Annotated in this window: 26 protein-coding genes; 12 read left to right on the top strand and 14 right to left on the bottom strand. The window is 72.2% G+C overall.

Translation table 11 applies throughout. The features are described 5' to 3' along the window. Positions 1 to 101: 101 nt before the first annotated feature. Positions 102 to 392 carry a hypothetical protein gene (locus tag EDD39_RS04390; protein WP_148089384.1) on the bottom strand — a complete coding sequence of 97 codons (291 nt, stop codon included), beginning with the start codon at positions 390 to 392 and terminating at the stop codon, positions 102 to 104. Positions 393 to 402: 10 nt separating this feature from the next. Beyond that, complete coding sequence (locus tag EDD39_RS39275) at positions 403 to 549, bottom strand: hypothetical protein (protein ID WP_162869940.1); 147 nt, start codon at positions 547 to 549, stop codon at positions 403 to 405. A 399-nt stretch (positions 550 to 948) separates the two neighbouring features. Here EDD39_RS39275 and EDD39_RS04395 point away from each other — a divergent pair, with 399 nt between their 5' ends. Continuing rightward, positions 949 to 1,920: a LuxR C-terminal-related transcriptional regulator gene (locus tag EDD39_RS04395; RefSeq protein WP_123553456.1), complete on the top strand. Its 972-nt coding sequence runs from the start codon at positions 949 to 951 to the stop codon at positions 1,918 to 1,920. Between the two features lie 93 nt (positions 1,921 to 2,013). Here the strand turns inward: EDD39_RS04395 and EDD39_RS04400 are convergent, their stop codons facing one another. The 3 genes from EDD39_RS04400 to EDD39_RS04410 form a co-directional block, all read right to left on the bottom strand. Continuing rightward, complete coding sequence (locus tag EDD39_RS04400; RefSeq protein ID WP_123553457.1) at positions 2,014 to 2,910, bottom strand: IS982 family transposase; 897 nt, start codon at positions 2,908 to 2,910, stop codon at positions 2,014 to 2,016. A gap of 75 nt (positions 2,911 to 2,985) precedes the next feature. Beyond that, a complete protein-coding gene (locus EDD39_RS04405; RefSeq protein WP_123553458.1) occupies positions 2,986 to 3,657 on the bottom strand; it encodes an LmeA family phospholipid-binding protein in 672 nt (223 codons plus the stop codon). Positions 3,658 to 3,778: 121 nt separating this feature from the next. Beyond that, positions 3,779 to 4,054 carry a MoaD/ThiS family protein gene (locus EDD39_RS04410; protein ID WP_244256598.1) on the bottom strand — a complete coding sequence of 92 codons (276 nt, stop codon included), beginning with the start codon at positions 4,052 to 4,054 and terminating at the stop codon, positions 3,779 to 3,781. 662 nt (positions 4,055 to 4,716) lie between these two features. On the opposite strand from EDD39_RS04410, the gene EDD39_RS04415 reads away from it, so the two are divergent. The 5 genes from EDD39_RS04415 to EDD39_RS04435 all read left to right on the top strand — a co-directional run bounded on the left by EDD39_RS04415 (position 4,717) and on the right by EDD39_RS04435 (position 10,322). After that, positions 4,717 to 5,448, top strand: coding sequence for a response regulator transcription factor (locus EDD39_RS04415; protein WP_123553460.1), 732 nt, complete (start codon positions 4,717 to 4,719; stop codon positions 5,446 to 5,448). A 126-nt stretch (positions 5,449 to 5,574) separates the two neighbouring features. Next, positions 5,575 to 6,615 carry a LacI family DNA-binding transcriptional regulator gene (locus EDD39_RS04420; RefSeq protein WP_030458174.1) on the top strand — a complete coding sequence of 347 codons (1,041 nt, stop codon included), beginning with the start codon at positions 5,575 to 5,577 and terminating at the stop codon, positions 6,613 to 6,615. Between the two features lie 125 nt (positions 6,616 to 6,740). Further along, positions 6,741 to 7,928: a S1C family serine protease gene (locus EDD39_RS04425; protein WP_123553461.1), complete on the top strand. Its 1,188-nt coding sequence runs from the start codon at positions 6,741 to 6,743 to the stop codon at positions 7,926 to 7,928. A 139-nt stretch (positions 7,929 to 8,067) separates the two neighbouring features. Next, a complete protein-coding gene (locus EDD39_RS04430) occupies positions 8,068 to 8,841 on the top strand; it encodes a response regulator transcription factor (protein WP_030458176.1) in 774 nt (257 codons plus the stop codon). Positions 8,842 to 8,900: 59 nt separating this feature from the next. Then, positions 8,901 to 10,322: a sensor histidine kinase gene (locus EDD39_RS04435; protein ID WP_123560135.1), complete on the top strand. Its 1,422-nt coding sequence runs from the start codon at positions 8,901 to 8,903 to the stop codon at positions 10,320 to 10,322. 73 nt (positions 10,323 to 10,395) lie between these two features. Here EDD39_RS04435 and EDD39_RS04440 read toward each other — a convergent pair whose 3' ends face one another. The 6 genes from EDD39_RS04440 to EDD39_RS04465 all read right to left on the bottom strand — a co-directional run bounded on the left by EDD39_RS04440 (position 10,396) and on the right by EDD39_RS04465 (position 17,905). Then, positions 10,396 to 12,210, bottom strand: a complete 1,815-nt coding sequence (locus tag EDD39_RS04440) for a bifunctional metallophosphatase/5'-nucleotidase (RefSeq protein ID WP_123553462.1) — start codon at positions 12,208 to 12,210, stop codon at positions 10,396 to 10,398. 164 nt (positions 12,211 to 12,374) lie between these two features. After that, positions 12,375 to 13,721, bottom strand: a complete 1,347-nt coding sequence (locus EDD39_RS04445) for an ATP-binding protein (protein WP_123553463.1) — start codon at positions 13,719 to 13,721, stop codon at positions 12,375 to 12,377. A gap of 44 nt (positions 13,722 to 13,765) precedes the next feature. Continuing rightward, positions 13,766 to 15,337 carry an SCO6880 family protein gene (locus tag EDD39_RS04450; RefSeq protein ID WP_123553465.1) on the bottom strand — a complete coding sequence of 524 codons (1,572 nt, stop codon included), beginning with the start codon at positions 15,335 to 15,337 and terminating at the stop codon, positions 13,766 to 13,768. 7 nt (positions 15,338 to 15,344) lie between these two features. After that, on the bottom strand, positions 15,345 to 16,622 hold the full coding sequence (locus EDD39_RS04455) for a hypothetical protein (protein WP_123553467.1): 1,278 nt from the start codon (positions 16,620 to 16,622) through the stop codon (positions 15,345 to 15,347). Next, on the bottom strand, positions 16,612 to 17,430 hold the full coding sequence (locus EDD39_RS04460; RefSeq protein ID WP_123553469.1) for a hypothetical protein: 819 nt from the start codon (positions 17,428 to 17,430) through the stop codon (positions 16,612 to 16,614). Before EDD39_RS04460 ends, EDD39_RS04455 begins: the two co-directional genes overlap by 11 nt. A gap of 127 nt (positions 17,431 to 17,557) precedes the next feature. Beyond that, on the bottom strand, positions 17,558 to 17,905 hold the full coding sequence (locus EDD39_RS04465) for a hypothetical protein (protein ID WP_030458183.1): 348 nt from the start codon (positions 17,903 to 17,905) through the stop codon (positions 17,558 to 17,560). Positions 17,906 to 18,155: 250 nt separating this feature from the next. On the opposite strand from EDD39_RS04465, the gene EDD39_RS04470 reads away from it, so the two are divergent. Then, positions 18,156 to 19,211 carry a bifunctional lytic transglycosylase/C40 family peptidase gene (locus EDD39_RS04470; protein ID WP_123553471.1) on the top strand — a complete coding sequence of 352 codons (1,056 nt, stop codon included), beginning with the start codon at positions 18,156 to 18,158 and terminating at the stop codon, positions 19,209 to 19,211. Between the two features lie 222 nt (positions 19,212 to 19,433). Beyond that, a complete protein-coding gene (locus EDD39_RS04475; protein ID WP_123553473.1) occupies positions 19,434 to 20,186 on the top strand; it encodes a phosphatase PAP2 family protein in 753 nt (250 codons plus the stop codon). A gap of 33 nt (positions 20,187 to 20,219) precedes the next feature. Here EDD39_RS04475 and EDD39_RS04480 read toward each other — a convergent pair whose 3' ends face one another. After that, a complete protein-coding gene (locus EDD39_RS04480; RefSeq protein ID WP_123553476.1) occupies positions 20,220 to 20,414 on the bottom strand; it encodes a hypothetical protein in 195 nt (64 codons plus the stop codon). A gap of 159 nt (positions 20,415 to 20,573) precedes the next feature. On the opposite strand from EDD39_RS04480, the gene EDD39_RS04485 reads away from it, so the two are divergent. Both EDD39_RS04485 and EDD39_RS04490 read left to right on the top strand, forming a co-directional pair. Beyond that, entirely contained in the window at positions 20,574 to 21,404 is an 831-nt protein-coding gene (locus EDD39_RS04485; RefSeq protein ID WP_123553477.1) for an SCO4651 family lipoprotein, read from the top strand. Positions 21,405 to 21,544: 140 nt separating this feature from the next. Beyond that, complete coding sequence (locus tag EDD39_RS04490) at positions 21,545 to 21,745, top strand: hypothetical protein (RefSeq protein ID WP_123817697.1); 201 nt, start codon at positions 21,545 to 21,547, stop codon at positions 21,743 to 21,745. A gap of 13 nt (positions 21,746 to 21,758) precedes the next feature. Here the strand turns inward: EDD39_RS04490 and EDD39_RS04495 are convergent, their stop codons facing one another. Further along, on the bottom strand, positions 21,759 to 22,118 hold the full coding sequence (locus tag EDD39_RS04495; protein WP_123553481.1) for a metal-sensitive transcriptional regulator: 360 nt from the start codon (positions 22,116 to 22,118) through the stop codon (positions 21,759 to 21,761). Positions 22,119 to 22,369: 251 nt separating this feature from the next. Between EDD39_RS04495 and EDD39_RS04500 the strand changes: the two genes are divergently transcribed. After that, a complete protein-coding gene (locus tag EDD39_RS04500) occupies positions 22,370 to 22,990 on the top strand; it encodes a DUF47 domain-containing protein (RefSeq protein WP_014137429.1) in 621 nt (206 codons plus the stop codon). Positions 22,991 to 22,995: 5 nt separating this feature from the next. Further along, complete coding sequence (locus EDD39_RS04505; RefSeq protein ID WP_123553483.1) at positions 22,996 to 23,991, top strand: inorganic phosphate transporter; 996 nt, start codon at positions 22,996 to 22,998, stop codon at positions 23,989 to 23,991. A gap of 144 nt (positions 23,992 to 24,135) precedes the next feature. Here EDD39_RS04505 and pstB read toward each other — a convergent pair whose 3' ends face one another. Next, entirely contained in the window at positions 24,136 to 24,912 is a 777-nt protein-coding gene (pstB, locus tag EDD39_RS04510) for a phosphate ABC transporter ATP-binding protein PstB (RefSeq protein ID WP_030910049.1), read from the bottom strand. Between the last annotated feature and the right edge of the window lie 31 nt (positions 24,913 to 24,943).

Genomic DNA, 24,943 nt, shown 5'->3' on the forward strand with positions numbered 1-24,943 from the left:
GCCCTCGAGCGGGAGGTGGCCGTCCGGGGCGCTGCGGCGGTCGGTGCGCAGCGGGGCGGAGGCGGGTCGCGGGGCGGGTGGCGCGGGGTGGCGGCCGGGGTTCAGCGGGTGGCCGGGGTCGGGGGGTGGTAGCGGTGGGTCAGGAGAGGGGAGGAGCGGTGGCTGCGGGCGAGCAGGGCGTGCGCGGTGGCGGTGGAGCACGGCGGGCCGTCGGCGGGGTGGCGGGTGAGGAGGTAGAGCAGCAGGTCGAGGCGGTCGTCCTCGCTGCGGGCGGTGACGTGCTGGAGGGCGTCGCCGGGGCGGGTGTGGGCCCAGAGGATGTCGACGGCCTGCCGGGTCTCGTCCGGCGGGGTGGGTCCGGGCCGTCTGCGTCGCAGGCTGGCGTAGACCACGTCCACGGGGTCAGCCCCAGCCGAGGCTGCCGTCGGCCACGGTCACGGTGTGGGCCGGGGCGTCGGCGGACAGGGCGGTGACGGCGGCGGGGGCGGCGAACAGGGCGGTGAGGGCGAGGGCGGTGACCGCGGCGGCCTTGACCAGACGAGTGCGCATTTCGGGGTTCTCCTCAACAGCTGTGGAAGGTAGGGGAGTTCCGGTTCGGCGTCCCGCGGTTGACGCCTGTCCCGGTCTGCCGTCCGGTCGGTTTCCCCGGCGGCGATCACCAGCTTCGTCCGTTCCGGCGCCGCTCGGAAGGTGTTCGGGACGGCGCCAACCGGACTGTCCGACACCAGACACGTCGCCATGCACGCGTCATGAATGTGGCCCGGCGGCCCCAGGCGCCCCGGCACGGACGTCCACCCCCGAGCAAGCAGGAATCCGCTGGTCAAACCGGTGGAAGCCGCCACGGGCAGGGCAAATCCGTTCTTGTGTGCGACTCCGACGCGCTGAAATGATCGGTGAAGCTCCGTACACCACCACCCACACCGCCCACACACGATTCCGGGGGGAACCATGCTGGAGGCACTCGGCCTGTCGGCCACGGCCGGCCAGGTCTACCAGGCCATGCTCGACCGTCCCGGCGACGGTATCGCCGAACTCGCGGCGCACTGCCTGCTGCTGCCCGGCCAGGTCCACGACAGCCTGGACGAACTCGGCGAACTGATGCTGGTGCGCGCCTCCGCCGAGCACCCCGGCCGGATGCGCGCCGTCGACCCCGCCATCGGGCTGGCCGACCTCGCCGCCCGCCAGGAGGCCGACCTCGCCGCCCGCCAGGCCGCCCTGGCCGCCTCCCGCGCCGCCGTCGCCCGGATGGTCGCCGACCGCGCCGAGCACCGCTCCGCCCACGGCGAGCGCCTGCTCGGCATCGACGCCATCCAGCACCGCCTCGAGCAGATGGGCCGCACCACCACCCGCGAAGTCCTCAGCAGCCAGCCCGGCACCCAGCGCCCCGAGGACCTCGACGCCTCCCGCCCCGCGGACGCCGAAGCACTCGCCCGCGGCATCACCATCCGCACCCTCTACCAGGACTCCAACCGCCACCAACCGCACGCCGCCCACTACGCCCACTGGCTGCTCGGCCTGGGCGGCGAGGTCCGCACCGCCCCCACCATCCCCCAGCGCATCGTCATCGTCGACCGCACCCAGGCCCTCGTCCCGATCGACCCGGAAGACACCCGCAAAGGCGCCCTGCACGTCACCGAACCCGGCATCCTCGACGCCCTGCTCAGCCTCTACGAACAAGCCTGGAACACCGCCGTCCCACTCGGCGCCCACACCCCCGACGACCCCGCCACCGGACTCACCCCCACCGAACGCGAACTACTCCGCCTCCTCGGAACCGGCCTCACCGACGACACCGCCGCCCAACGCCTGAACATCTCAGCCCGCACCATCGGCCGCCACATGGCCTCGATCATGGAACGCCTCGGCGCCACCAGCCGCTTCGAAGCCGGCATCAAAGCCACCCAGCAGGGCTGGCTCTGACACCCGCTCCCGGCCGCCCCGGGGACCGGGGCGGCCGGGAGCGGCGGGAGCCGGACAGGGCCTAGACGAGTAGTTCCGAAGTCGGTTAGTCGGTCAGTGGTCGTAGGCGATCAACGAGCGTGTGACGGGTTGGCCGGTGGCCCGGTTGTGCCAGATCGCGCAGGTCATTGCGAGTAGCCGTTGGCCGACTCGGGCGCCGAGGCCCTCGATGGTGCGGCCGCCGTGCTGTTCGAGGCCGAGTTGGCCCTTGAGGGTGTCGTTGACGGACTCGATCAGCTGGCGGACGGACTTCAGCAGCCCTTCCCCGGGGCGTGGGGTTCGGTTGCGGTAGGACGGCCGCAGCAGCGTGATGCCGTGCTGTTCGAGGAAGCGGTCGAGTTCGGCGGAGACGTAGCCCTTGTCGGCGAGGATCAGCAGGCCGGGCCGCTCGCGGGCCAGCTCCGGTTCGGTTTCGACGAGCGCGGCCAACACCTCGCGCTCGTCGACCTTCGGACTGGCCAGGGCCCAGGTGACGGGGAGTCCGGCCGGGGTGCAGACCAGGTGCAGTTTCAGGCCCCAGAACCAGCGTGAGTGGGAGCGGCTGTAGCCGTAGCCGGCCCATCCGGCCAGGGCCGAGCGGCGTGCGGTGTCGCGGGAGCGGCCGCACTCCACGGGTGTGGAGTCGGTGATCCACACCGGGTCCGCCCACAGGTCGGTGTCCCGGGCCAGGTCGCGGATCGCCTGCTGGAGCAGCGGGCGTGCGGCGCGCAGGCGCTTGTTGTAGCCGGGCCTCTCGGGCAGGTGCGGGAACATGCCGCGCAGGCGGGCGCGGGCGAAGCGGATCCAGCGGGCCTCGGAGTGGAAGCCCAGCAGCACCTGGGCCACGGCCAGGCACACCAGTTCCGAGTCCGTCAGCCGCGGCGGGCGCCCCAACCAGCGCGTTCGGGGCAGGTGGTCATCGATCTGCACGTAGAGTGCCGTCAGGAGGGTGTCCAGCTCTTCGGTCGTCACAACCCGAAGCCTGGACACCCTCCCCGCATGTCCGAAGCAGAACAGCCAAAGACACCCGACTTCGGAACTACTCGTCTAGTGGCCGAGGGTGGTGCCGGGGGCGAAGGTGAAGCGCAGCCGGACGCCGTCCTGCTCCGGGGTCGCCTCGGCCAGGGAGAGGCCGGTCGGCAGGCCGGTCAGGCCGAACCGCTGGGGCTTCAGCAGGTCGCCGGCCAGGCCGCTCAACTTGGAGGCGGCGCCGGTGAGTTGGAGACCGTCCACGACCACCTGGTTGCCCTCGCTGCGCAGCCTGCCCTCGACCGCGCCGCCCGGCACCTCGGCCTTCACCTTGCCCGGCCCGGCGTACGCCAGGGTGAGCCGGCCGCCGCCGACCATGAACTTCGACAGGTCCTGGTAGGCGATCACGCCCCGGCCGTCGCCGCGCCCGACCGTGACGCCCCGGTAGGAGTCGGTGAACTTCACGTCGGAGAGGTCGGCCCGGAAGGAGTGCATCGTCACCGTCTCCTTTCCGTCGGTCACGGTCATCCCGTCCGAGCTCATCGTCACCTTGTCCAGCTCACCGGCCACCGCGCTGGTCAGGAACGGGAAGTCGTCGATGCTGACGTCCGGCTTGGTGGTCATCCAGCCGGAGGAGACGGCCGCGTCCGCCGCCTGGTCCTCCGCGACCCCGACGGCTATCCGGTCGGCGCCGACCAGCAGGCCGCCCACCACCCCGAGGCCGATCAGCAACTTCACCGAGCCGTGCATCGCACTCCCCCAGAGACGGTCGATCCGAGATCCGTTCGGAGGCGAACGGCATTCGGGCTACGGACATAGGACGATCGCACGCATGCCCCAGTTCCGGAACCGCACCCGGGGAAAACGGCGCTCAGCCTCCGGCGAACGGCGGCAGCACCTCGACCGTCCAGCCCTCGGACAGCAGCACCGCGGCGGGCTCCCGGCCGCCGGTCTGCTCGCCGTCCAGCAGGAACGAGCACACCTCCAGCAGCCGCAGCAGCTCCGGCCGGTCGGCGTGCGCGGCGCGCACCGCGGCCAGCGCCCCGGCCAGCGTCGCGGCCTCGACGGGCTCCTCGGCCCGGCCCGCCGCGGACTTGGCGGCGGCCCAGTAGCGGACGGTCCCGCTGCGGCGGACGGTCCCGCTCACCCTCCCGGGTGATCCGGCGGCGGCGGGCTCCCCGGCGGTGGTGCGGGTTTCGGCGGTCGCGGTCACGGCAACCCCTCTCGTCGGTCCTCGCCCGGTACGGCGGCCGGCCCGGTGCCGGCCGGCCCACCCGTGGAATCGGTGTACACGTACGGTGCGGCCGGTGCGGCCCCCATCATCGCCCGCGCCCCCCGTCCGGAGGCAAACACCCGAGGTCGCACCGCCCCGCCCGAGTGACGAACCGCACGGCCCGGAGCCCCGCCCACCGCCGCGCGCCCCGCTCGCGCCTCTCCCCAGGCTCCGGCCGGTCGGCTATTCTCGAACGCGATGAGGGATCCGGGCAGAGTCGCCCCCGGGTCCTTTTGTGCTTTCAGGACGCCATACGGACGTTCTTGCGAACGGTGCCCCACCCGCACCCGACGCCGGAACGCCCCCACCGCTCGACCGCACGACGTGGTGCGCCGACGGCGGGACAGACCGGAGGTTACGCCGATGGACGGGGCACCAGCGGGACGCCAGGGGTTGCGGGACCCCGGGCGCGCCACCGCCGCCCCGCCCGACGACGCCCCCGCCGGCCCTGTCGACGCTCCCCCACCCTGTACCGCGGCCGGTGCTCTCCCCCGGCGGCCGCGACCGCGACGACCCGGAAAGGGGACTAACCGGGTATGAGTTCTCTGCTCCTGCTGACCAACGCCCTGCAACCCTCCGCCGAGGTGCTGCCCGCCCTCGGGCTGCTGCTGCACAGCGTCCGGGTGGCCCCCGCCGAGGGGTCCGCCCTGGTCGACACCCCGAGCGCCGACGTGATCCTGGTTGACGGCCGGCGCGACCTGCCGCAGATCCGCAGCCTGTGCCAGCTGCTGCGCTCCACCGGCATCGGCAGCCCACTGATCCTGGTGGTCACCGAGGGCGGCCTGGCCGCCGTCACCGCCGAGTGGGGCATCGACGACGTGCTGCTCGACACCGCCGGACCGGCCGAGGTGGAGGCCCGGCTGCGGCTGGCCCTCGGCCGGCTGAACGCCGCCACCGACGACAGCCCGATGGAGATCCGCAACGGCGACCTCTCGGTCGACGAGGCCACCTACTCCGCCAAGCTCAAGGGCCGGGTCCTCGACCTCACCTTCAAGGAGTTCGAGCTGCTCAAGTACCTGGCCCAGCACCCCGGCCGGGTCTTCACCCGGGCCCAGCTGCTCCAGGAGGTGTGGGGCTACGACTACTTCGGCGGCACCCGCACCGTGGACGTCCACGTCCGCCGGCTGCGCGCCAAGCTCGGCGTCGAGAACGAGCAGCTGATCGGCACCGTGCGCAACGTCGGCTACCGGTTCGTGGTCCCCGAGCGCCCCGACAAGGCCCCCGAACGGGCCGAGCAGAGCCGCACTCGGGCGACCCGCGAACACTGACGGAGGGCCGGGCGGGCCGCACCGCGGAGACACTCGCCCGGCTTTGCCCGGATCGGTCCCGAAACCGCCGTCCCACCAGGTGTCACCCCGGGCCTGGGCGCCGCACCACCCGCGTAGACTCCCCCCGTGGCCAAGGTGACGCGCGACGACGTAGCCCGACTGGCTGGCACCTCGACCGCGGTCGTCAGCTATGTGATCAACAACGGTCCCCGGCCGGTCGCCCCGGCCACCAGGGAGAAGGTGCTCGCCGCGATCGAGCAGCTCGGGTACCGCCCGAACTCGGTCGCCCAGGCGATGGCCTCCCGGCGCACCAACCTGATCGGCATGGTCGTCCCCGACGCCCGGCAGCCGTTCTTCGCGGAGATGGCGCACGCCGTGGAACGCGCCGCCTCCGAGCGCGGCAAGCTCGTCCTGATCGGCAACTCCGACTACGTGGACGACCGCGAGGTGCACTACGTCCGGGCCTTCCTCGGCATGCGGGTCTCCGGCCTGATCCTGGTCAGCCAGGGCCCCTCGCAGCGCGCCGCCGAGGAGTTCGCCGCCATGGAGGGCGCCAAGGTGGTGCTGCTGCACCGCCGCCCCGAGGCGATCGACGACGTCGCCGTGGTCACCGACGACGTCGGCGGCTCCGAGCTGATCGTCCGTCACCTGCTGGAGGTGCACGGCCACCCGTACGTGGCCTGCTTCGGCGGGCCGGTGGAGTCCCCGGCCCCCGGCGACCCGGTGATCGACCACGTGGCCGGCTGGGAGCTCGCCATGGCCGCGCACGGCCTGCCCACCGAGCCCCACCTGGTGGACGCCCCGTTCCACCGCTACGGCGCCTACCAGGTCGCGCTGGAGCTGCTCGGCTCCGACCGGCGGCCGCCCGCGATCTTCTGCTCCACCGACGACCAGGCCATCGGCGTGCTCCGGGCCGCCCAGGAACTCGGCCTGCGCGTCCCCGAGGACCTCGCGGTGGCCGGCTTCGACGACATCCCCGAGGCCGCCTTCGCCTCCCCGCCGCTGACCACCGTCGCCTCCGACCGGGACGCGATGGCCCGGGCCGCCGTCGACCTGGTCCTCGACGACTCGCTGATGGTGCCCGGCAGCGACACCGAACGGGTCCGCAAGTTCCCGTCCCGGCTGGTCGTGCGGCGCTCCTGCGGCTGCGGCGGCGAACAGCCCTGACCTGCGGGTCCTCCCCCGGGCCGATCACCGGCCTGACCAGGCTTTATGAGAAGCTGACGCGCTTCTCGGGGAACCTGTAGCACGCTCTCATCCGGTCTTCATGAACCGGGCGGAACTTGGTCGTCATGAGCGACCAGCACCGCAGCACCCACGAGCCCCACCCCCAGGACGGCGGCGCGGGCTGGCTCCCGCCGCAGCCGCCCACCGCCCCCGCGTACCCGCCGCCCGCCGCCCCCGCGTACCCGCCGCACACCGGCACCCCGTACCGGGAGGCCGCCTACCCGGCCCTGCCGCCCGCCGCCGCACCCGACCCGGCGCTGCTGCCCGCGACCTTCGCGCTCGCCGCCGAACCCGGCACCGGGGACGGCACCGGGGACGGCCCGCAGCCGCCCGCCGGGCACCGGGCCCGCCGCGGCCTGCTGCGCAGCCGGCTCGCCCTGGTCACCGCCGTCGCCGCGCTCGCCGCCCTGGTCGGCGGCGTCACCGGCGGCGCCCTGGCCGGCGAGCGCACCGGCTCCACCAGCGCGAGCAGCACCCTGGTCCGACCCGTCTCCGCCAACGCCGACGGCAGCGCCAACGTCTCGGCGATCGCCGCCGCGGTCTCCCCCGCCGTCGTGCAGATCACCGTCAAGACCGGCAGCGGCACCGCCACCGGCACCGGCGTGGTGCTCACCGCCGACGGCCAGATCCTCACCAACTACCACGTCGTCTCCGGCGCGGTCGGCGGCGGCGGCCAGACCACCGTCACCTTCAAGGACGGCTCCACCGCGACCGCCACCGTCACCGGGACCGACAAGTCCCTCGACACCGCCGTCATCACCGCCTCCGGCGTCAGCGGCCTGACCACCGCCGTCCTCGGCGACTCCGACAGCACCGCCGTCGGCGACCCGGTGGTCGCCATCGGCAACCCCGAGGGCCTCACCGGCACCGTCACCTCCGGCATCATCTCCGCCAAGAACCGGCAGGTCTCCGTCCAGGTCGACGAGGGCACCACCAGCAACAACGGCGGCTTCGGCTTCCCCAACCTGCCCGGCCAGCGCAGCTCCTCCGGCTCCTCCGCCGGCAGCTCCTCCGCCGACACCGCCACCTACCAGGCCCTGCAGACCGACGCCGCGCTCAACCCCGGCAACTCCGGCGGACCGCTGATCAACACCGCCGGACAGGTCATCGGCCTCAACTCGGCGATGTACTCCGCCGGCGGCTCCAGCTCCACCGGCAGCTCCGACGCCGGCAGCGTCGGCCTCGGCTTCGCCATCCCGATCAACAGCGTCAAGCAGGTCCTGTCCCAGATGCAGGCCGGCAAGACCCTCTGACCGCCGGTGCCGACCGGCACCGCAGACCGGCACCACCGCCGACCGCCGACCACCGACCAACGCCGACCGCCACCCGATCCGTCCCCGCCCGACGGACAATGGCCAGGACCGCACCGGACGCAGAAAGGGCCCCGAGCCGATGACTCCCCCCGCCGACGACCGCACCCCCACCGAGGCCCCGGGCGGCGGCGCCCGCGTCCTCGTCGTCGACGACGAGCCCGCGCTGCGCGACGCGCTGGAATCCAGCCTCGCCTTCGAGGGCTACCAGGTCACCACCGCCACCGACGGCTACGAGGCCCTGGCCGCCGTCGAACGCGACCGGCCCGACCTGGTACTGCTCGACATCATGATGCCCCGGATGGACGGCCTCACCGCCGTCCGCCGGATGCGCTCCCGCGGCGACGCCGTCCCCGTCCTGATGCTCACCGCCCGCGACGCCGTCGGCGACCGCGTCACCGGCCTCGACGTCGGCGCCGACGACTACCTCGCCAAGCCCTTCGAGCTCGACGAACTCCTCGCCCGGGTCCGCGCCCTGCTCCGCCGCAACGCGCTCGCCGCCGAAGCCGCCGCCCGCACCGCCGCCGACGAGGACGGCGGCGAGGTGCTGGCCTTCGCCGACCTGCGGATGAACACCGCCACCCGCGAGGTCACCCGCGACGGCACGCCCATCGAGCTCACCCGCACCGAGTTCATGCTGCTGGAGATGTTCCTCTCCCACCCGCGCCAGGTGCTGACCCGCGAACAGATCCTCAAGGCCGTCTGGGGCTTCGACTTCGAACCCTCCTCCAACTCCCTCGACGTCTACGTCATGTACCTGCGCCGCAAGACCGAGCAGCACGGCATGCCCCGGATCATCCAGACCGTCCGCGGCGTCGGCTACGCGCTGCGCGCCGCGACCGGCGCCGCGGCGTGAAACTGATCGGCCGGCTCACGGGGTGGTTCCGCGGCAAGTCGCTGCGGAGCAGGCTGGCCATGCTCACGGCTGCCGCGGTGGCGGTGGCGATCGCGGTCGCGGCGGCGGCCTGCTGGTTCGTGGTCAAGGACCAGTTGGACAAGCAGGCGCACACCGTCCTGGCGGACGCGCCGGCGGACCCGATCATGCTGCCGCCCGGCCTGATCGACCAGAACGGGACCAAGCAGCTCCCGGTGGCGTGCGGGACCACGCCCGCCCAGGCCCAGGCCCAGGCCGAGAAGGAGTGGCCGACCAACGGCGGCCACGGCCGGTACAACCGCTGGCCCAGCGAACTGGTCTCCCCCAGCGGCAGCCAGGTGTGCCTGCCGTTCGGTTCGGGCAGCGGCATCATCACCACCCCCGGGGACCTGGACGCAATCGGCACCAACGGCTTCACCGTCCGCGAAGGGTCCTTCGTGGACGGCAACTCGGCGCTGGTGCGGGTCAGCACGGTGTCGGTCAACAACGAGCGGTGGGTGCTCCTGACCGCCACCTCCACCCAGAGCATCGACGACTCGCTGCGGCAACTCGCCCTGGTGCTGTCCTGCGTGGCCCTGGCCGGTGTCGCCGTGGCCGGTGTCGCCGGTCGGGTCGTCGCCCGCTCCGCGTTGAAGCCCGTCGACCAACTCACCGACATGGTCGAGCACATCGCCCGTACTGAAGAAGTCGGGACCACCATCCCCGTCCACGGGAAGGACGAGATCGCCCGGCTCTCCACCTCGTTCAACTCGATGTCGACCGCGCTCGCCAACTCGCGGGAGCGGCAGACCCGGCTGATCGCCGACGCCGGGCACGAGTTGCGCACGCCGCTGACCTCGCTCCGGACCAACGTGGACCTGCTGATCCGGTCGGACGCGCAGGGGCGGGCGCTGCCGGCCGAGACGCGGGCGCGGATGCTGGGGAACATGAAGGCGCAGATGCAGGAGTTGACCGTGCTGATCGGGGACCTGCTGCAGTTGTCCCGGCCGGACACGCCGAATCCGGAGGCGGTGCGGACGGTGGTGCCGTTCCACGAGACGGTGGGGCGGGCGCTGGAGCGGGGGCGGTTGCGCGGGCCGTCGCTGGTGTTCGAGACGGACGTGCGGCCCTGGTACGTGCACGGGGACCCGGCGGCGCTGGAGCGGGCGGTGATCAACCTGCTGGACAACGCGGTGAAGTACTCGCCGCCCGCCGGGACGATCGAAGTGTCGCTGCGGGAGGGGCGGTTGACGGTCCGGGACCACGGGCCGGGGATTCCGGCGGAGGAACTGCCGTACGTGTTCGACCGGTTCTGGCGTTCGCCGTCCTCGCGCCAGCTGCCGGGTTCGGGGCTGGGGCTGTCGATCGTGGCGCAGACCGTGCAGGACACCGGCGGGCAGGTCTCGCTGGGCCCGGCTCCGGACGGCGGCCCGGGGGCGCAGGCGGTGGTGCTGCTGCCGGGGCAGCCGGCCGAGCCGCGCTGAGACGCACCGGGACGTGCCGGGACGTGCCGGGGACGGGGCACCGGAGTGCCCCGCCCCCGTTGCTGCGGTGGTGTCAGCTGTTGTCCTGGCCGATGCCGATGACCTTGATCCGGTCGGCGGCCGGCGGCGCGATCGGGGCGCTCGCCGAGCTGTGGCTGGTCAGGTAGGCGTTGAACAGGTCCAGGTCGGAGGCGCCGACCAGCTTGTCGGTGCCGGCCGCGAAGGCCGGGAAGCCGTCGCCGCCGCCGGCCAGGAACTCGTTGGCGGCGACCCGGTAGTCGGCGGCCGGGTCGATCGGGGCGCCGTTCAGGCGGATCGAGTCGACGACCACGCGGGCCGCGCCGGCCTTGTTCAGGTCGAGGGTGTAGTGCAGGTTGTCCGAGATCTGCAGGACCTTCGGGGACGCCTCGTTGGAGCCGGAGACCTGCTGCTGCAGGACCTGCACCAGCTGGGCGCCGGTCAGCGTCTTGACCTGCATCATGTTGGTGAACGGCTGGACGGCGAACGCCTCGCCGTAGGTGACCACGCCGTCGCCCTCGGCGCCGGTGGCCTTGTAGACCAGGTCGGCGCGGATGCCGCCGGGGTTCATGAACGCCACCTGCGCGCCGCCCTTGTCGGCGGCCGAGAGGCCGGCCAGCTGGGCGTCGGCGATCAGGTCGCCGAGCGGCTTCTCCAGTGCGGTGGAGCCGCGGCCGTTGATGTCGGCGGTGATGTAGCCGGTGGCGCGGTTGGCGATCGGCGCGGCCAGCTTGCTGTACCGGTCGAGCAGCGCGGTGAGGTCCGGCGCCTTCGGCACGTCGCGGCGGACGACGTGGTTGGCGGCGCTGACCGACGGACGGACGATGCTGCCGGTGCGCTTGTCCAGCTTGAGGTCGATCTCGGTGTACAGGCGGCCGAACGAGGCGGCGCTGGTGACCGAGCGGGGCACGCCGTTCGGGTCCGGGATCATGCAGGCGTACGAGTTGTGGGTGTGGCCGGTGACGATCGCCCCGACGGCCGGGTCGATGTTCTTGGCGATGTCCACGATCGGGCCGGAGATGCCCGCGCCGGCCGCGCCGCAGTCGTAGTTGTAGACGTTGCTGGCGGGCAGGCCGCCCTCGTGGATCAGCGCCACGATCGAGTTGACGCCCTGCCGCTTGAGTTCGGCGGCGTACTTGTTGATGGTGGTGACCTCGTTGCCGAACTTGAGGCCCTGCACGCCGGCGGCGGTGACGATGTTCGGGGTGCCCTCCAGGGTCACGCCGATGAAGCCGACCTTGACGCCGCGAACGTTCTTCACCCAGTACGGCTTGAGCAGCGTCTTGCCGGTCTTCTCGCTGGTGACGTTCGCCGCCAGGTACGGGAAGTCCGCGCCCTCGAACTTGCGGCCCTTCTCGTAGCAGCCGTCGGTCGGGTGGCAGCCGCCGTTCTGCATCCGCAGCAGCTCGGCCGAGCCCTCGTCGAACTCGTGGTTGCCCACCGAGGTGACGTCGAGGCCGATCTCGTTCATCGCCTCGATGGTCGGCTCGTCGTGGAACAGGCCGGAGACCAGCGGGCTGGCGCCGATGATGTCGCCGGCCGCGACGGTGAGGCTGTTGGCGTGGCCCTTGCGGGCGTCGCGCAGCGCGGTGGCCAGGTACTCGACACCGCCGGCGGGGGTGGCGACGGTCTTGCCGGTGGCCGGGTCGATCTCGTTGATCGTGCCCGAGGAACCGGCCGGCGGCTCCAGGTTGCCGTGGAAGTCGTTGATGGCGAGGAGCTGCAGGTCCTCGTACTTGGGCTTGTCGTGGCCGTGGCCCCGGCCGTGGGCCTCGGCGGTGGCCGGGAGGGCCATCGTGCCGAAGAGGGCGGCGGCCGCGGCGACCGCGAGGGCGGTCGAGCGGCGGCCGGTGGAACCGGAAATGGGCATGGCTGTCCCCTGGACCGTCGGGGGCCGCGGCTGTGCGGCCTGGCGTTGTCTGGGTGCAGCCTAGGGTCAACGCGCGTAGCTGTCAGGAACCTGCGAGTAACGAGCTGGTATCCGCAGGCTGACGAAACGTTTGCCGACCCTCGGTCAGCCCCCGGGCCGGGCGCTCAGATCCGCGGCTGCGCCGCCAGCTGCTGGTCGGCCCGGTCCCGCTCGGCCACCGCGTCCTCGGTCATCGCGCGGTCGGTGTACACCAGCGGCTTCTCGGCCTCGGTGATGATGTGCTTGACCACCTGCACGTTGCCGTTGACGTCCCACACCGCGATGCCCGGCGACAGCGTCGGGATGATCTCCACCGCCCAGCGCGGCAGGCCCAGCACCCGGCCGGTGGCCCTCGCCTCGTCGGCCTTCTGCATGTAGATCGTCCGCGTGGAGGCCATCTTCAGGATCGCCGAGGCCTCCTTCGCCGCCGCCCCGTCCACCACGTCCGACAGGTGGTGCACCACCGCCACGAAGGACAGGCCCAGCCGACGGCCGAACTTCAGCAGCCGCTGGAACAGCTGCGCCACGAACGGGCTGTTGATGATGTGCCAGGCCTCCTCGACCAGGAAGATCCGCTTCACCCGGTCCGGCCGCAGCCAGGTGTGCTCCAGCCACACCCCGACGATCGCCATCAGGATCGGCATCGCGATCGAGTTCCGGTCGATGTGCGACAGGTCGAAGACGATCAGCGGAGCGTCCAGGTCGATGCCCGCCGAGGTCGGGCCGTCGAACATCCCCCGCAGGTCGCCGTCGACCAGCCGGTCCAGCACCAGGGCCACGTCCAGGCCCCAGGACTGCACCTCGCCGACCTCCACGCCCAGCGACTCCACCGCCGACAGGTCGGGGCTGCGCAGCGTGTCGATGATGTCGTTCAGCACCGGCTGACGGTCCTTCACCGTCGCCAGCACGTACGCGTGCGCGGCCTTCAGCGCGAACCCGGCCCGCTCCTCCAGGCCGCGGCCCATCGCCACCTCGATGATGGTGCGCAGCAGCGACAGCTGGCCGGTGGTGGTGATCGCCGGGTCCAGCGGGTTCAGCTTCACGCCGCCGTCCCGGGCCGCCAGCGGGTCCAGCCGGATGGACTTTATCCCCAGCGCGTTCGCGATCAGGTTCCACTCGCCGACCCCGTCCTCGCCCTGCGCGTCCAGCACCACCACCTGGCGGTCGCGGAACCTCAACTGCCGCAGCACGTACGTCTTCTCCAGCGCCGACTTGCCGTTGCCGGACTCCCCCAGCACCAGCCAGTGCGGGGCCGGCAGCTGCTGGCCGTACAGCTGGAACGGGTCGTAGACGTAGCCCTTGCCGCTGTACACCTCGCGGCCGATGATCACCCCGGAGTCGCCCAGGCCGGGCGCCGCCGTCGGCAGGTACACCGCCTGCGCCTGGCCGCTGGAGGTGCGCACCGGCAGCCGGGTGGTCTCCACCCGGCCGAACAGGGTGCTGGTGAAGGAATCGGTGAGCTTGCCGAGCATCTACGGGCCTCCGGGGGTCAGCGGCGTCAACGACGTCGGCGGCGTCAGCGGCGGATGCCGGTGGCGAACGGCAGGGTGTTGGCGAACGCCCGGTGGTGCTCGCGGTCGCACCACTCCAGCTTCAGGTAGCTCTTGCCCGCCGACGCCCGGATGGTGCGCTTGTCCCGGGCCAGCGCCTCCGGGCTGCGCGAGGACACCGTCAGGTACCCCACCAGGTTCACCCCGGCCGCGCCGGACGCCAGGTCGTCGCCGCGCTGGTCCACCCGGCCGGTGTGCGCCAGGTCGCGCGGGTCCACCGTGCGGTTCATCTTCGCCGCCCGGCTGGCCTCCGCCTCGTCGTTGGTCTTCTCGGTCAGCATCCGCTCGATCGCCACGTCGGTCGGCTCCAGGTCCATGGTCACCGCGACCGTCCGGATCACGTCCGGCGTGTGCACCAGCAGCGGCGCCAGGAAGTTCACCCCGACCGGCGTCAGCGGCCACTCCTTGATCCACGCGGTGGCGTGGCACCACGGCTCCCGGGTCGCCGCCTCGCGGGTCTTCGCCTGCAGGTACTGGGTGTGGGTGGCGTCCAGCTCGGCCGGCCAGGCGTTGCGCCGGCTCATCGCCTGGATGTGGTCGATCGGGTGGTCCGGGTCGTACATCGAGTGGATCAGCGACGCCAGCCGGGCCTGCCCCAGCGGCTGCCGCACCCGGATGTCCGCCTCCGCCAACCGGGCGCAGATGTCGGTCAGTTCACGCGCCATCACGGTCGCCAGGCCGTCGTCCGACCGGTCCCGCTTCTCGCCCCGCCCGTACGCGGTGCGCCCCATCGCGTGCGCCTCGGCCGCCAGGTCCCGGGTGTAGTGCATGCACGCCACCAGGTACGCCCGGTGCTGCTCCGAGGAGGTCGACACCATCGACTGCAGCTGGTCGTAGCTGTCCTGCAGCCAGCGCGGCGCCTCGTGGCTGCCGCGCCGCTCCACGTCCTTGGCGTGCGCGTCCGGGTCGGCCGGCAGGGTGCGGGCCAGGATCTGCAGCCGGGTCACGAAGCCGTCGCCGTTGGCCACGTGCTTGAGCAGCGTGCCGAACCGGTCGACCAGCGCCTCCTGGTCCTCCGAGTCGCGCAGGCCCACGCCCGGGCCCTCGATCTCGATCGCCGCGGTCACCGTCCGCCGCTCCAGGTGCATCAGCACCGCGACCTCGTCCGGACCGAACGGCGCGGCCAGCCAGCGCAGCCGCCCCACCCCCGGCGGCGGGCCGACCTCCACCTCGCGCCCGTCCAGCCGCGTCCCCGCCTCGTGCACGTCCGGCTTCCACACCGCCCGGCCGCTGCGCACCGTGCGCCGGAACGTCCGGTTGATCTCCACCCACTTGTAGAACGTCCGCCGCCGGTACGGCACGTACACGGCCATGATCGCCAGCAGCGGGAAGCCCACCAGGCCCGCGATCCGCAGCGGCAGCAGGCTCGGGATCAGCCCCCACACCATGCCCAGGCCGGCGCCGGCGATGATCAGCACGATCTCGCCGTTCTCCCGGTTGCGCCCGATCGGCGCGTTCGGCCGCGCCTTGCCGATCAGGTAACTGCGGCGCTGCTGGGCGTACTGGGTGCCGTACTGGCCGAACTGTTCGCTGCTCATCTCCCCGTCACCCTCCCTTCGGGTTGTTGACCGGAGCCTGGACCTGGGCCTGCGCGGGCGGCGCCGCCGGACGGGGGGCGTTCGCCGGCCGGGACGCGTGCGCCGCGATGCCCGCGCCCGCCCCGCCGCCGCCCGCCGGGGCGCCACCGCCGCCCCCGCCCTCCGCGCCACCGCGCGAACCGTGCGTGGAGATGCCCTGCTTCACGAAGTTCGCCGGGCCGTTGATCATCGCGCTGCCGGCCTGCACCGCGCCCGCCCGGGCGTTGCGCATCGCCATCAGCTCGTCACCGAAGCCCGGCACGAACCGGTACACCGCCGCGCTGGCGAAGATCGACAGGAACAGGATCGCCAGCCCCGCCAGCACCCGGCTGAAGTCGTCGTCCGCCCCCGCGCCGGTCGCCACCGCGCCCGCCAGCCCCAGGATGATCACCACGATCGGCTTCGCCAGGTCCACCGCCAGCATCATCGCGGCCCACCGGCGGACGTGCTTCCACATCTGCTTGTCCACCAACCCCGCGTACACCGCCGTCCCCAGCAGCGCGCCCACGTACAGCATCGCCGCCCGGATCACCAGCTCCACCCAGAGCACCGCCGCGGCCAGCACCGCCACCAGCGACACCAGGATCAGGATCAGCGGACCGCCGCCGATGCTCCCCTTCTCCAGGGTGTCCGCGAACCCGCCCAGGTACGTGCCGGTGTCGGACTTCGTCCCCGCCGCGATCGCGTCCGTCAACCCGTCGGTGACCGTCACCACCGTGTACAGGATCAGCGGCGTGAACGCCGAGGCGATCACCGTCAGCCACAGGAACCCGACCGCCTCGCCGAACGCCTGCCCCAGCGCCGCCCCGCGCACCGCGCGCTTCGTCACCGCCAGCAGCCACAGCACCAGCGTGATCACCGTCGAGACCGCGAACACCACCGCGTACTGCTGCAGGAACGCCGCGTTCGTGAAGTCGACCTTCGTCGTCCCGTCGATCGCCCCCGACAACTGCCGCACCACCCACGCCGCCGCCTGCGCGCACCCCTTCGCCAACGACCCCAGCGGGTCGGTGACCCCGGAGACGGTGCCGGACCCGGGGATCACGGTGGCCCCGGGCGGGGCGCACAGCTTGTCGGCGCCCGGTACCGGCACGTCCACCGTGCAGGACGGCTGGGGGGTGGGTGACGGGGTCGCCGCGGCGGCTGCCCCGCTCACCGCGAAGAACGCCAACTGGAGCGCGGCGGTCGCTCCGGCCAGGGCCGCGGCACGACGGCCGAGGCCTCTGCCGGCTCCGTCAGCGTGCATAGCGGAAACCTCCGAACTGCTGGACGGCACCCGTGATCTCCTCCGAGGTCGCGGCCTTCTGATCGGCGGGCAGCGGGGCCGGGCCTGCCTTCCGGCTGTAGTCGATGATCTTCCAGTCGGTTCCGGTCCAGCGCATCGTGATGCCGAGCGTGTACCAGTTCTCGCTGACCGGGATCTCCGAGGTCTTGCCGGTCAGTCCCACCAGCGAGTTGCACCACACCTCGACCGCGGTGCCGGTGTCCGAGTAGTTCACCAGGTTCGTGCCGATCGGGACGGTGCGGCTGATGAATGTCAGGTTCCGCGGCGCCCTGCCCTGCGCGTCCAGCCCGTAGCGCGCGTTGGTCTCCGGCGTGAACGCCTGGTCCAGGCGGGTCTGCAGGGCCGGCAGGGCGGTGGGGTCGGCGACGGTGGCCAGCACGGTGCGGCGGCTGTCGGTGCGGAACATGTCCGCGGAGCCCAGCGCCACCGCGTAGTTGGCGGCGGCGGACTGCGCGCCCTGGTCGGTGTGCGGGTAGCCGGTGCCGATGCCGTTGGACGTGGTGGCGACGGGCTGCTGGCCGCTGGCGGCGGTGCGGTCGGGGGAGGCGGCGGCGCCGGGGGCGCGGTCGCCGGAGGTGCTGGTGCCGTCGCGGTCGACCGCGGGCTTGTCCCGGTTGGCGACGGCGACGGCGACCACCAGCAGGGTGACGATGCCCAGGACGGTCAGGAGGGTGCGCAGCGGCCGGGCCTGACGCCCCGTCGCGGGGGTGGTCTGTTCGGCGACCGGTAGCCGCGTACGGGTGTGCGGCTGGTCGTCGGACAACGGCACGGGGCCCTCCTGGTGGGCGCCGCCGCGCGGGGCGCGCGCGGCGGCGTGACGGGTGCTCGGCGGAGAAGTGCGGGGCGGCGGGCCGGCGGACCGGATCAGCGGCGCCGGAGGGTGAGTTGTCCGATCGTCAGATGGCCATGCCGTACACAATGGTGAACAGGGTGCCGAGCGAACCGATGATGAACACGCCGGTCAGGCCCGCGACGATCAGCCCCTTGCCCTGTTCGGCGCTGAAGGTGTCGCGCATCGCGGTGGCTCCGATCCGCTGCTTGGCGGCGCCCCAGATGGCGATGGCCAGGCAGACCAGGATCGCCACCGCCATCACGACCTGGACCATCACCCGGGCCGAGGAGCCGAGCGTGGCGAACGGGCCCCAGTCCGGGGCGATCCCACCGATGATGGTGTCGATGTTGGCCTTCTTGGGCGGATCCTCCGCCAGGTACCGGATCACTGTGCTGTCCACGTTCAGGTCCATCCCATCTCACCGCCCGATCAGGAAAATTCAAGGCCCCGGACCACGGTCGAGCGAAGGGGCAGGTCCTATTCTTGGCCAGATCTGACGTCGACTTGGCTGCTTCTCGCGGATTGCTCGTGGCTGGACCGGACGCTCCGCCAGGATGTCCGGTGGTTCCAAGGATACTTCCCGCCCGTGGTATCTGTGATGATTGCACCGGGCAATTGCGTAACAGGACATGGCCGCTGACGTTCCGTCGGGATGGTGCTGGATGGTGCTCCGGAAGGCTCGGCTGGCAGGTGCCGCGACGGTGGTGCTGGCCATCGGCTTCGTGGGTGTGGTGACCCTCGGGACGTATGCGGCCAGTGGGGTTCCCGAGTCCTCCTCGGCCGCCCTCGGACTGTCCGGCGGAACGGTGCCGGCCGCCTACCGGCCGCAGATCCAGAAATGGGGCGCGCTCTGCCCGGAGATCTCGGCGCCGATGCTGGCCGCCCAGCTCTACCAGGAAAGCGGTTTCGACCCGGCCGCGAAGAGCCCGGCAAAGGCCTACGGGATGGCCCAGTTCCTGGAGGGGACCTGGGCCACCTACGGGACGGACGGCGACGGCGACGGCAAGCAGGACATCTGGAACGCCTTCGACGCGATCGCCTCCGCCGCCACCTACGACTGCGCGCTGGCCCGGGACGTGGCCAAGGTCCCCGGCGACAAGCAGTCCAACATGCTGGCCGCCTACAACGCCGGGCCGTACGCGGTGATCGAGCACAGCGGGATCCCGCCCTACAAGGAGACCCAGGGCTACGTCCGCAGCATCCAGGCACTGGCGAAGTCCTTCACCGCGCCGGCCGACCCGGGCGTGCAGCTGGCGCTGTCCAGGGAGGCGACCGGGGCGATCTGGTTCGCGCAGAGCAAGCTGGGCACCGACTACCTGTGGGGCGGCACCGGACAGGCCTGGGAGAACGGGCGGTTCGACTGCTCGGGCCTGACCAAGATCGCGTACGAGAGCGTGGGCATCGAACTGCCCCGGGTGGCCAACGACCAGTGGTACGCCGGCCCGCACCCCTCCCGGGACCAACTCCGCCCCGGCGACCTGGTGTTCTTCGCCAACGACCTGGAGGACCCGCGCACCATCCACCACGTCGGCATCTACGTCGGCGGCGGCTACATGATCGACGCGCCGCACACCGGGGCCAAGGTCCGCTACGACACCATCGACCAGCGGGACTACATCGGGGCGACCCGGGTCACCCCGGACGGCGCCGCCGCGCTGCCCGACCGGAACCTGAACGACGGCACCATCACGAAGAGCGAGACGCCGAAGGTCGACTGACCGCGGCCCGCCCCGCCCCGCCCTGCCCTGCCCTGCCCCGGCGGTCGGATCCGGTCTCGGCATGTGCATGCGCGGTGGACAGTCAGTCAATTTTCCATAACGGTACGTTTCGACGGAAACCGCGGCGGCCTTGATCGCGTTGACTGGGGAGGCTGCCGGTCGTCCGCACCCGGAAGCACCACGACCTGGGACCACTGCGGAGAGCGGACAGGGAGGTGCGGCGTGCCGACGCTGCTCGCGGACGCCGGATCCGGTTCGGGCGACCCGGATCTCGGCCTGCTCAAGGCCGTCAACGGCCTGGCCGCGGACGCCCCCGGCTGGCTGGACTCACTGGTCGCCTGGACGGCCGAGTACGGCATCCTGCTCGGCCTGGCCGCGATCGGCCTGACCGCCTGGCTGAGCGCCCGCCGCCGGCCGGACGCCCCGGTCGCGGTGGCGGGCGTGCTGTGGGCGCCGCTCGCGGTGGCCATCGCCGAGCTGGCCAACCTGCCGATCTCCAAGCTGGTCGACCGGCCCCGGCCGTTCGTCACCCACCCCGAGCTGGACGTCCTGGTCCCCGGCAAGGAGGACACCCTGTCCTTCGTCAGCGACCACTCGGCGATGTCGATGGGCATCGCGGTCGCGCTGTTCCTGGTCAACCGCAGGCTGGGCCTGGCGGCCGGCGCGCTGGCCCTGCTGCAGGGCTTCTGCCGACTGTTCGTGGGCGTGCACTACCCGACCGACGTGCTCGGCGGCTACGCGCTGGCCACCGCCGTGGTGCTGCTGCTGGCCCCGATCGCCATGGCCGTCCTGGTACCGCTGTGCCACGCGCTGTCCCGGGGCGCGCTGCGCCCGCTGGTGGTGGCCCGCACCGCCGCCGCGGACTCGGGGCGCCGCCGCCAGCCCGCGCCGTCCGGCCGTCGTTCCGGCCGCCGCGCGGGCCGCGACCGGGGCCGGGACCACGAGCCGGACCACGAGTCCGACCTCGCCGCCTGACCCGCACCTGTTCCGGCCGACCGGCCGGGCCGTTCAGCCGCCGTGCTCCGCGAGGTGCTCCGCGGCGTCCCGCCGCGACTTGTCCCGGGAGCGCCGCCCGGGGGCGAACCAGCCGCAGTCGCACCGGGCGAAGCTGAACGAGCCGCGTTCCGTCACCTCCACCCGGTGTTCGGTCGGGTGGTCGGTCCGCGTCGTCCCGCCGGGCGCCTCGGGGCGCTGGTCTGCCACATCCTTCACCGTATCCCGCCCGCGCGGCGCGGCGTGCCGCCCGTCCGGTGAACAACGGCGTAACCTTCCGCGCCCCAACTCGTTTGCCTGGCAAGCGCTCTGCCCATCCGGGGCGGTTGCTTGCCGGGTCATCCGGGGCCCGAGGGGGTTGTCGAAGAAGTGAAGAAGCTCAACCGCGCCGCGGCCGCGGCCCTGCTCGTCACCGTGCTGTCGGCCTGCAGCGGCGGCGGCCAGAACCGGCCGGGTTCCGCCGACCAGCTCTCCGCCGACCCGCTGACCGCGGTCCGCTCGGCCGCCGACATCACCGGCCGCACCGGTTCGGTGAGCGCCGCCACGGAGCTGATCACCGAGTCCGCCGACAAGAAGGCGGTGTTCAAGGGCACCGGCGGCTACGACTACGTGAAGCGGATCGGCCGGCTGGAGGTCGACGTGCCGCCGGGCGCCGCCACCACCGGGAAGATCACCGAGGTGGTGCTGCCCGGCACGGTGTACCTGCAGAACAGCGGCGCGAAGATCCCCGAGGGCAAGTGGGTCAAGCTGGACGTGCGCCAGCTCCCGGACGGCAACCTGGTGAGCTCCGGCGCCACCGACCCGGCCACCGCGGCGGGCGCGCTGCGCGGCGCGCAGAGCGCCGAGCTGGTCGGCACCGAGCCGGCCGACGGCGGGGAGCTGAAGCACTACAAGGGCACCCTGGACCTGGCGAAGGCCGCCGACGCGACCGGCGGCCGCGGGGCGGACGGCCTGCGGATGGCCGCCCAGACCTTCACGGTGAAGGAGGTCCCGTACGAGGTCTGGCTGGACGCGCAGGGCCGGCTGCACAAGGTGGTGGAGAACTTCACCTTCGCCGGGGTGGCCGGCTCCACCGCGGCCAAGGACCAGGTCAAGGTGGTGTCCACGCTGTCGCTGGCCGACTTCGGCAAGCCGGTGGAGGCCGCCGAGCCCGCCGCCGCCGACATCTACTCGATGAAGGCCAGCCCTTCCCCGAAGTGACCGGCCCCGCCGGGCGGGCCCACCCGTTTCGGACGGCAGAGATGGCCCGTCCGTGCCATGTGGCCCGGGCCGCGGCTCCCTACGCTGGTACGGGGCGGGCAGGCCGGTGCGGCGGACGGGGCGCGGAAGGGGTGGAGGCCATGGCATCCGGGGAGAGCGGCACCGGCGGCCACGACCGAGCCGCGCTGGACGAGATCGACCTGGCCGGCGAGCTGATGATCGCCGCCTCGGCCAGCCGCGCGGAGCGGCTGGCCGCCGAGCAGATCGACGAGGTCCTGCTGGCCCGCCACCGCGCACCGGGGCCGGCCGGGGACGAGGACGAGCGCGGTTCCGGGTCCTGACGGACCGTCGGCGTCAGGTGCGCAGCAGCCGGGCGATGGCCGCGCTGGCCTCGGCGACCTTGGCGTTCAGCTCCTCGCCGCCGTCCTCCGCGGCGGCCGCGGCGGCGACGCAGTGCCGCAGGTGCTCCTCCAGCAGGGAGAGCGCGAAGGACTGCAGGGCCTTGGTGGAGGCGGACACCTGGGTGAGGATGTCGATGCAGTAGACGTCCTCGTCGACCATCCGCTGCAGGCCGCGAATCTGACCCTCGATCCGGCGCAGCCGCTTGAGGTGCGCCTCCTTCTCCCCGCTGTAGCCGTGCGGCCCGGTGGCCGCGGGGCCGCCGTGGCAGGCCGCCGGCGCGGTGTCGGTGCTCGGGGTGTCGATGGTGGTCATCCGGTCCGCCCTCTTGGTCTCGGTGCTCGGCCCGCCCCCGGCCTCCGGCCGGGAGGTGCCCCCTGTCCAACACGCGGCACCATCCGCGTGTTCCGCCGTCCGGGCGTCAGGTCAGAGATCCCCGTGCAGGGCGGGAGCAAACCGGCGTGTCGTGGGACACACTTAGGGCGCGTGTCGGCAACCCCGTGTCCACCAGTGGGGCGCGTGCGCCTAGCATCGTCAAGTACCGACCCCGCACATCGGAGATTTCCGTGCGTTTTAGCCTGACCCCGAAGGAGACGAGCTTCTACGACATGTTCGCCGCCGCCGCGGAGAACCTTGTCGTCGGATCCAAGCTCCTGCTGGAACTACTGGGCTCTGACGTGTCAGCCCGCGCGGAGATCGTCGAGCGCATGCGCGCCGCCGAGCACGCCGGCGACGACACCACCCATGCGATCTTCCACCAGCTGAACTCCTCGTTCATCACCCCGTTCGACCGGGAGGACATCTACAACCTGGCCTCCTCGCTGGACGACATCATGGACTTCATGGAGGAGGCCGTCGACCTGGTCGTGCTGTACGACATCGAGACCCTCCCGAAGGGCATCGAGCAGCAGATCGAGGTGCTGGCCCGGGCGGCCGAGCTGACCGCGGAGGCGATGCCCAACCTGCGGTCGATGTCGAACCTCACCGAGTACTGGATCGAGGTCAACCGGCTGGAGAACCAGGCGGACCAGATCCACCGCAAGCTGCTGGCCCACCTGTTCTCCGGCCAGTACGAGGCGATCGAGGTGTTGAAGCTCAAGCAGGTCGTGGACGTCCTCGAGGAGGCGGCCGACGCGTTCGAGCACGTGGCCAACACGGTGGAGACCATCGCGGTCAAGGAGTCCTGACCTCCGTGGACATGGCAGCACTGATCGTCGTCATCGGCGTCGCTTTCTTCTTCACGTACACGAACGGCTTCCACGACTCCGCCAACGCGATCGCCACCTCGGTCTCCACCCGGGCGCTGACGCCCCGGGCGGCGCTGGCGATGGCCGCGGTGATGAACCTGGCGGGCGCCTTCCTCGGCAGCGGGGTGGCGAAGACCGTCTCCGAGGGGATCATCGAGACCCCGACCGGCAGCAAGGGCATGGCGATCCTGTTCTCGGCCCTGGTCGGGGCGATCGCCTGGAACCTGGTCACCTGGTACTTCGGCCTGCCGTCCTCCTCCTCGCACGCGCTGTTCGGCGGCATGGTGGGCGCGGCGCTGGCCGGCGGCATCGGCGTGGTCTGGCACGGCGTCATCGAGAAGATCATCATTCCGATGATCGTCTCGCCGGTGGTCGGCCTGGTCGGCGGCTTCCTGGTGATGCTGGCGATCCTGTGGATCTTCCGGCGGGCCAACCCGCACCGGGCCAAGCGCAACTTCCGGGTGGCGCAGACCGCCTCGGCGGCGGCGATGGCACTGGCGCACGGCCTGCAGGACGCGCAGAAGACCATGGGCATCGTGGTGATGGCCCTGACCATCTCCGGCCACCAGTCCGGCAACGGCATCCCGATCTGGGTGAAGATCTCCTGCGCCACGATGCTCTCGCTGGGCACCTACGCGGGCGGCTGGCGGATCATGCGCACCCTGGGCCGGAAGATCATCGAGCTGGACCCGCCGCAGGGCTTCGCCGCCGAGGCCACCGCCTCCGCGGTCATGTACGTCACCTCGTTCGTCTACGCGGCGCCGATCTCCACCACCCACGTGATCACCTCGGCGATCATGGGCGTGGGCGCCACCAAGCGGGTCCGCGCGGTCCGCTGGGGAGTGGCGAAGAACATCGTGATGGGCTGGTTCATCACCATGCCGGCGGCGGCGATCGTGGCCGCCGCGATGTACGGGATCGTGAACCTGCTGATCCTCTGACCCGGCCCCGCGGACAGCGACGGAACGGAAGCGGCACGGGAAGGGCCCGCCCCCACAGCACGGGGGCGGGCCCTTCCTCTCGCTCCGCGGCGGCACCGCCATGCAGCGCCGCGGAGCAGCTCGTGCGGCCGCGCGCGGGGCCGGTCAGCCGAAGCGGCCGGAGATGTAGTCCTCGGTGGCCTGGACCGACGGGTTGGAGAAGATCCGCTGGGTGTCGTCGAGCTCGACCAGCTTGCCGGGCTGGCCGACGCCCGCCAGGTTGAAGAACGCGGTGCGGTCGGAGACGCGGGCCGCCTGCTGCATGTTGTGGGTCACGATCACGATGGTGAACTGCGACTTGAGCTCGCCGATCAGGTCCTCGATGGCGAGGGTGGAGATCGGGTCGAGGGCCGAGCAGGGCTCGTCCATCAGCAGCACCTCGGGCTCGACCGCGATCGCCCGGGCGATGCACAGGCGCTGCTGCTGGCCGCCGGACAGGCCCGCGCCGGGCTTGCCCAGGCGGTCCTTGACCTCGTTCCACAGGTTGGCGCCCTGGAGGGACTTCTCCACCACGCCGTCCAGCACGGACTTCTTCTTCACCCCGGCCAGCTTGAGGCCGGCCACCACGTTGTCGTAGATCGACATGGTGGGGAACGGGTTGGGGCGCTGGAACACCATGCCGACCGAGCGGCGGACGGCGACCGGGTCGACGTTGGCGCCGTACAGGTTCTCGTCGTCCAGCATCACCTTGCCCTCGACCCGGGCGCCGGGGATCACCTCGTGCATCCGGTTGAGGGTGCGCAGGAAGGTGGACTTGCCGCAGCCCGAGGGGCCGATGAAGGCGGTCACCGAGCGGGGCTCGATGGTCATCGAGATGTCCTCGATGGCGCGGGTGGAACCGTAGTAGGCGGACAGTCCGCTGACGTCGATGCGCTTGGCCATGGTCTTTCGTCTTCTCTCGTCTGTTCGTACG

The sequence above is a fragment of the Kitasatospora cineracea genome (assembly GCF_003751605.1).
Classification (GTDB): domain Bacteria; phylum Actinomycetota; class Actinomycetes; order Streptomycetales; family Streptomycetaceae; genus Kitasatospora; species Kitasatospora cineracea.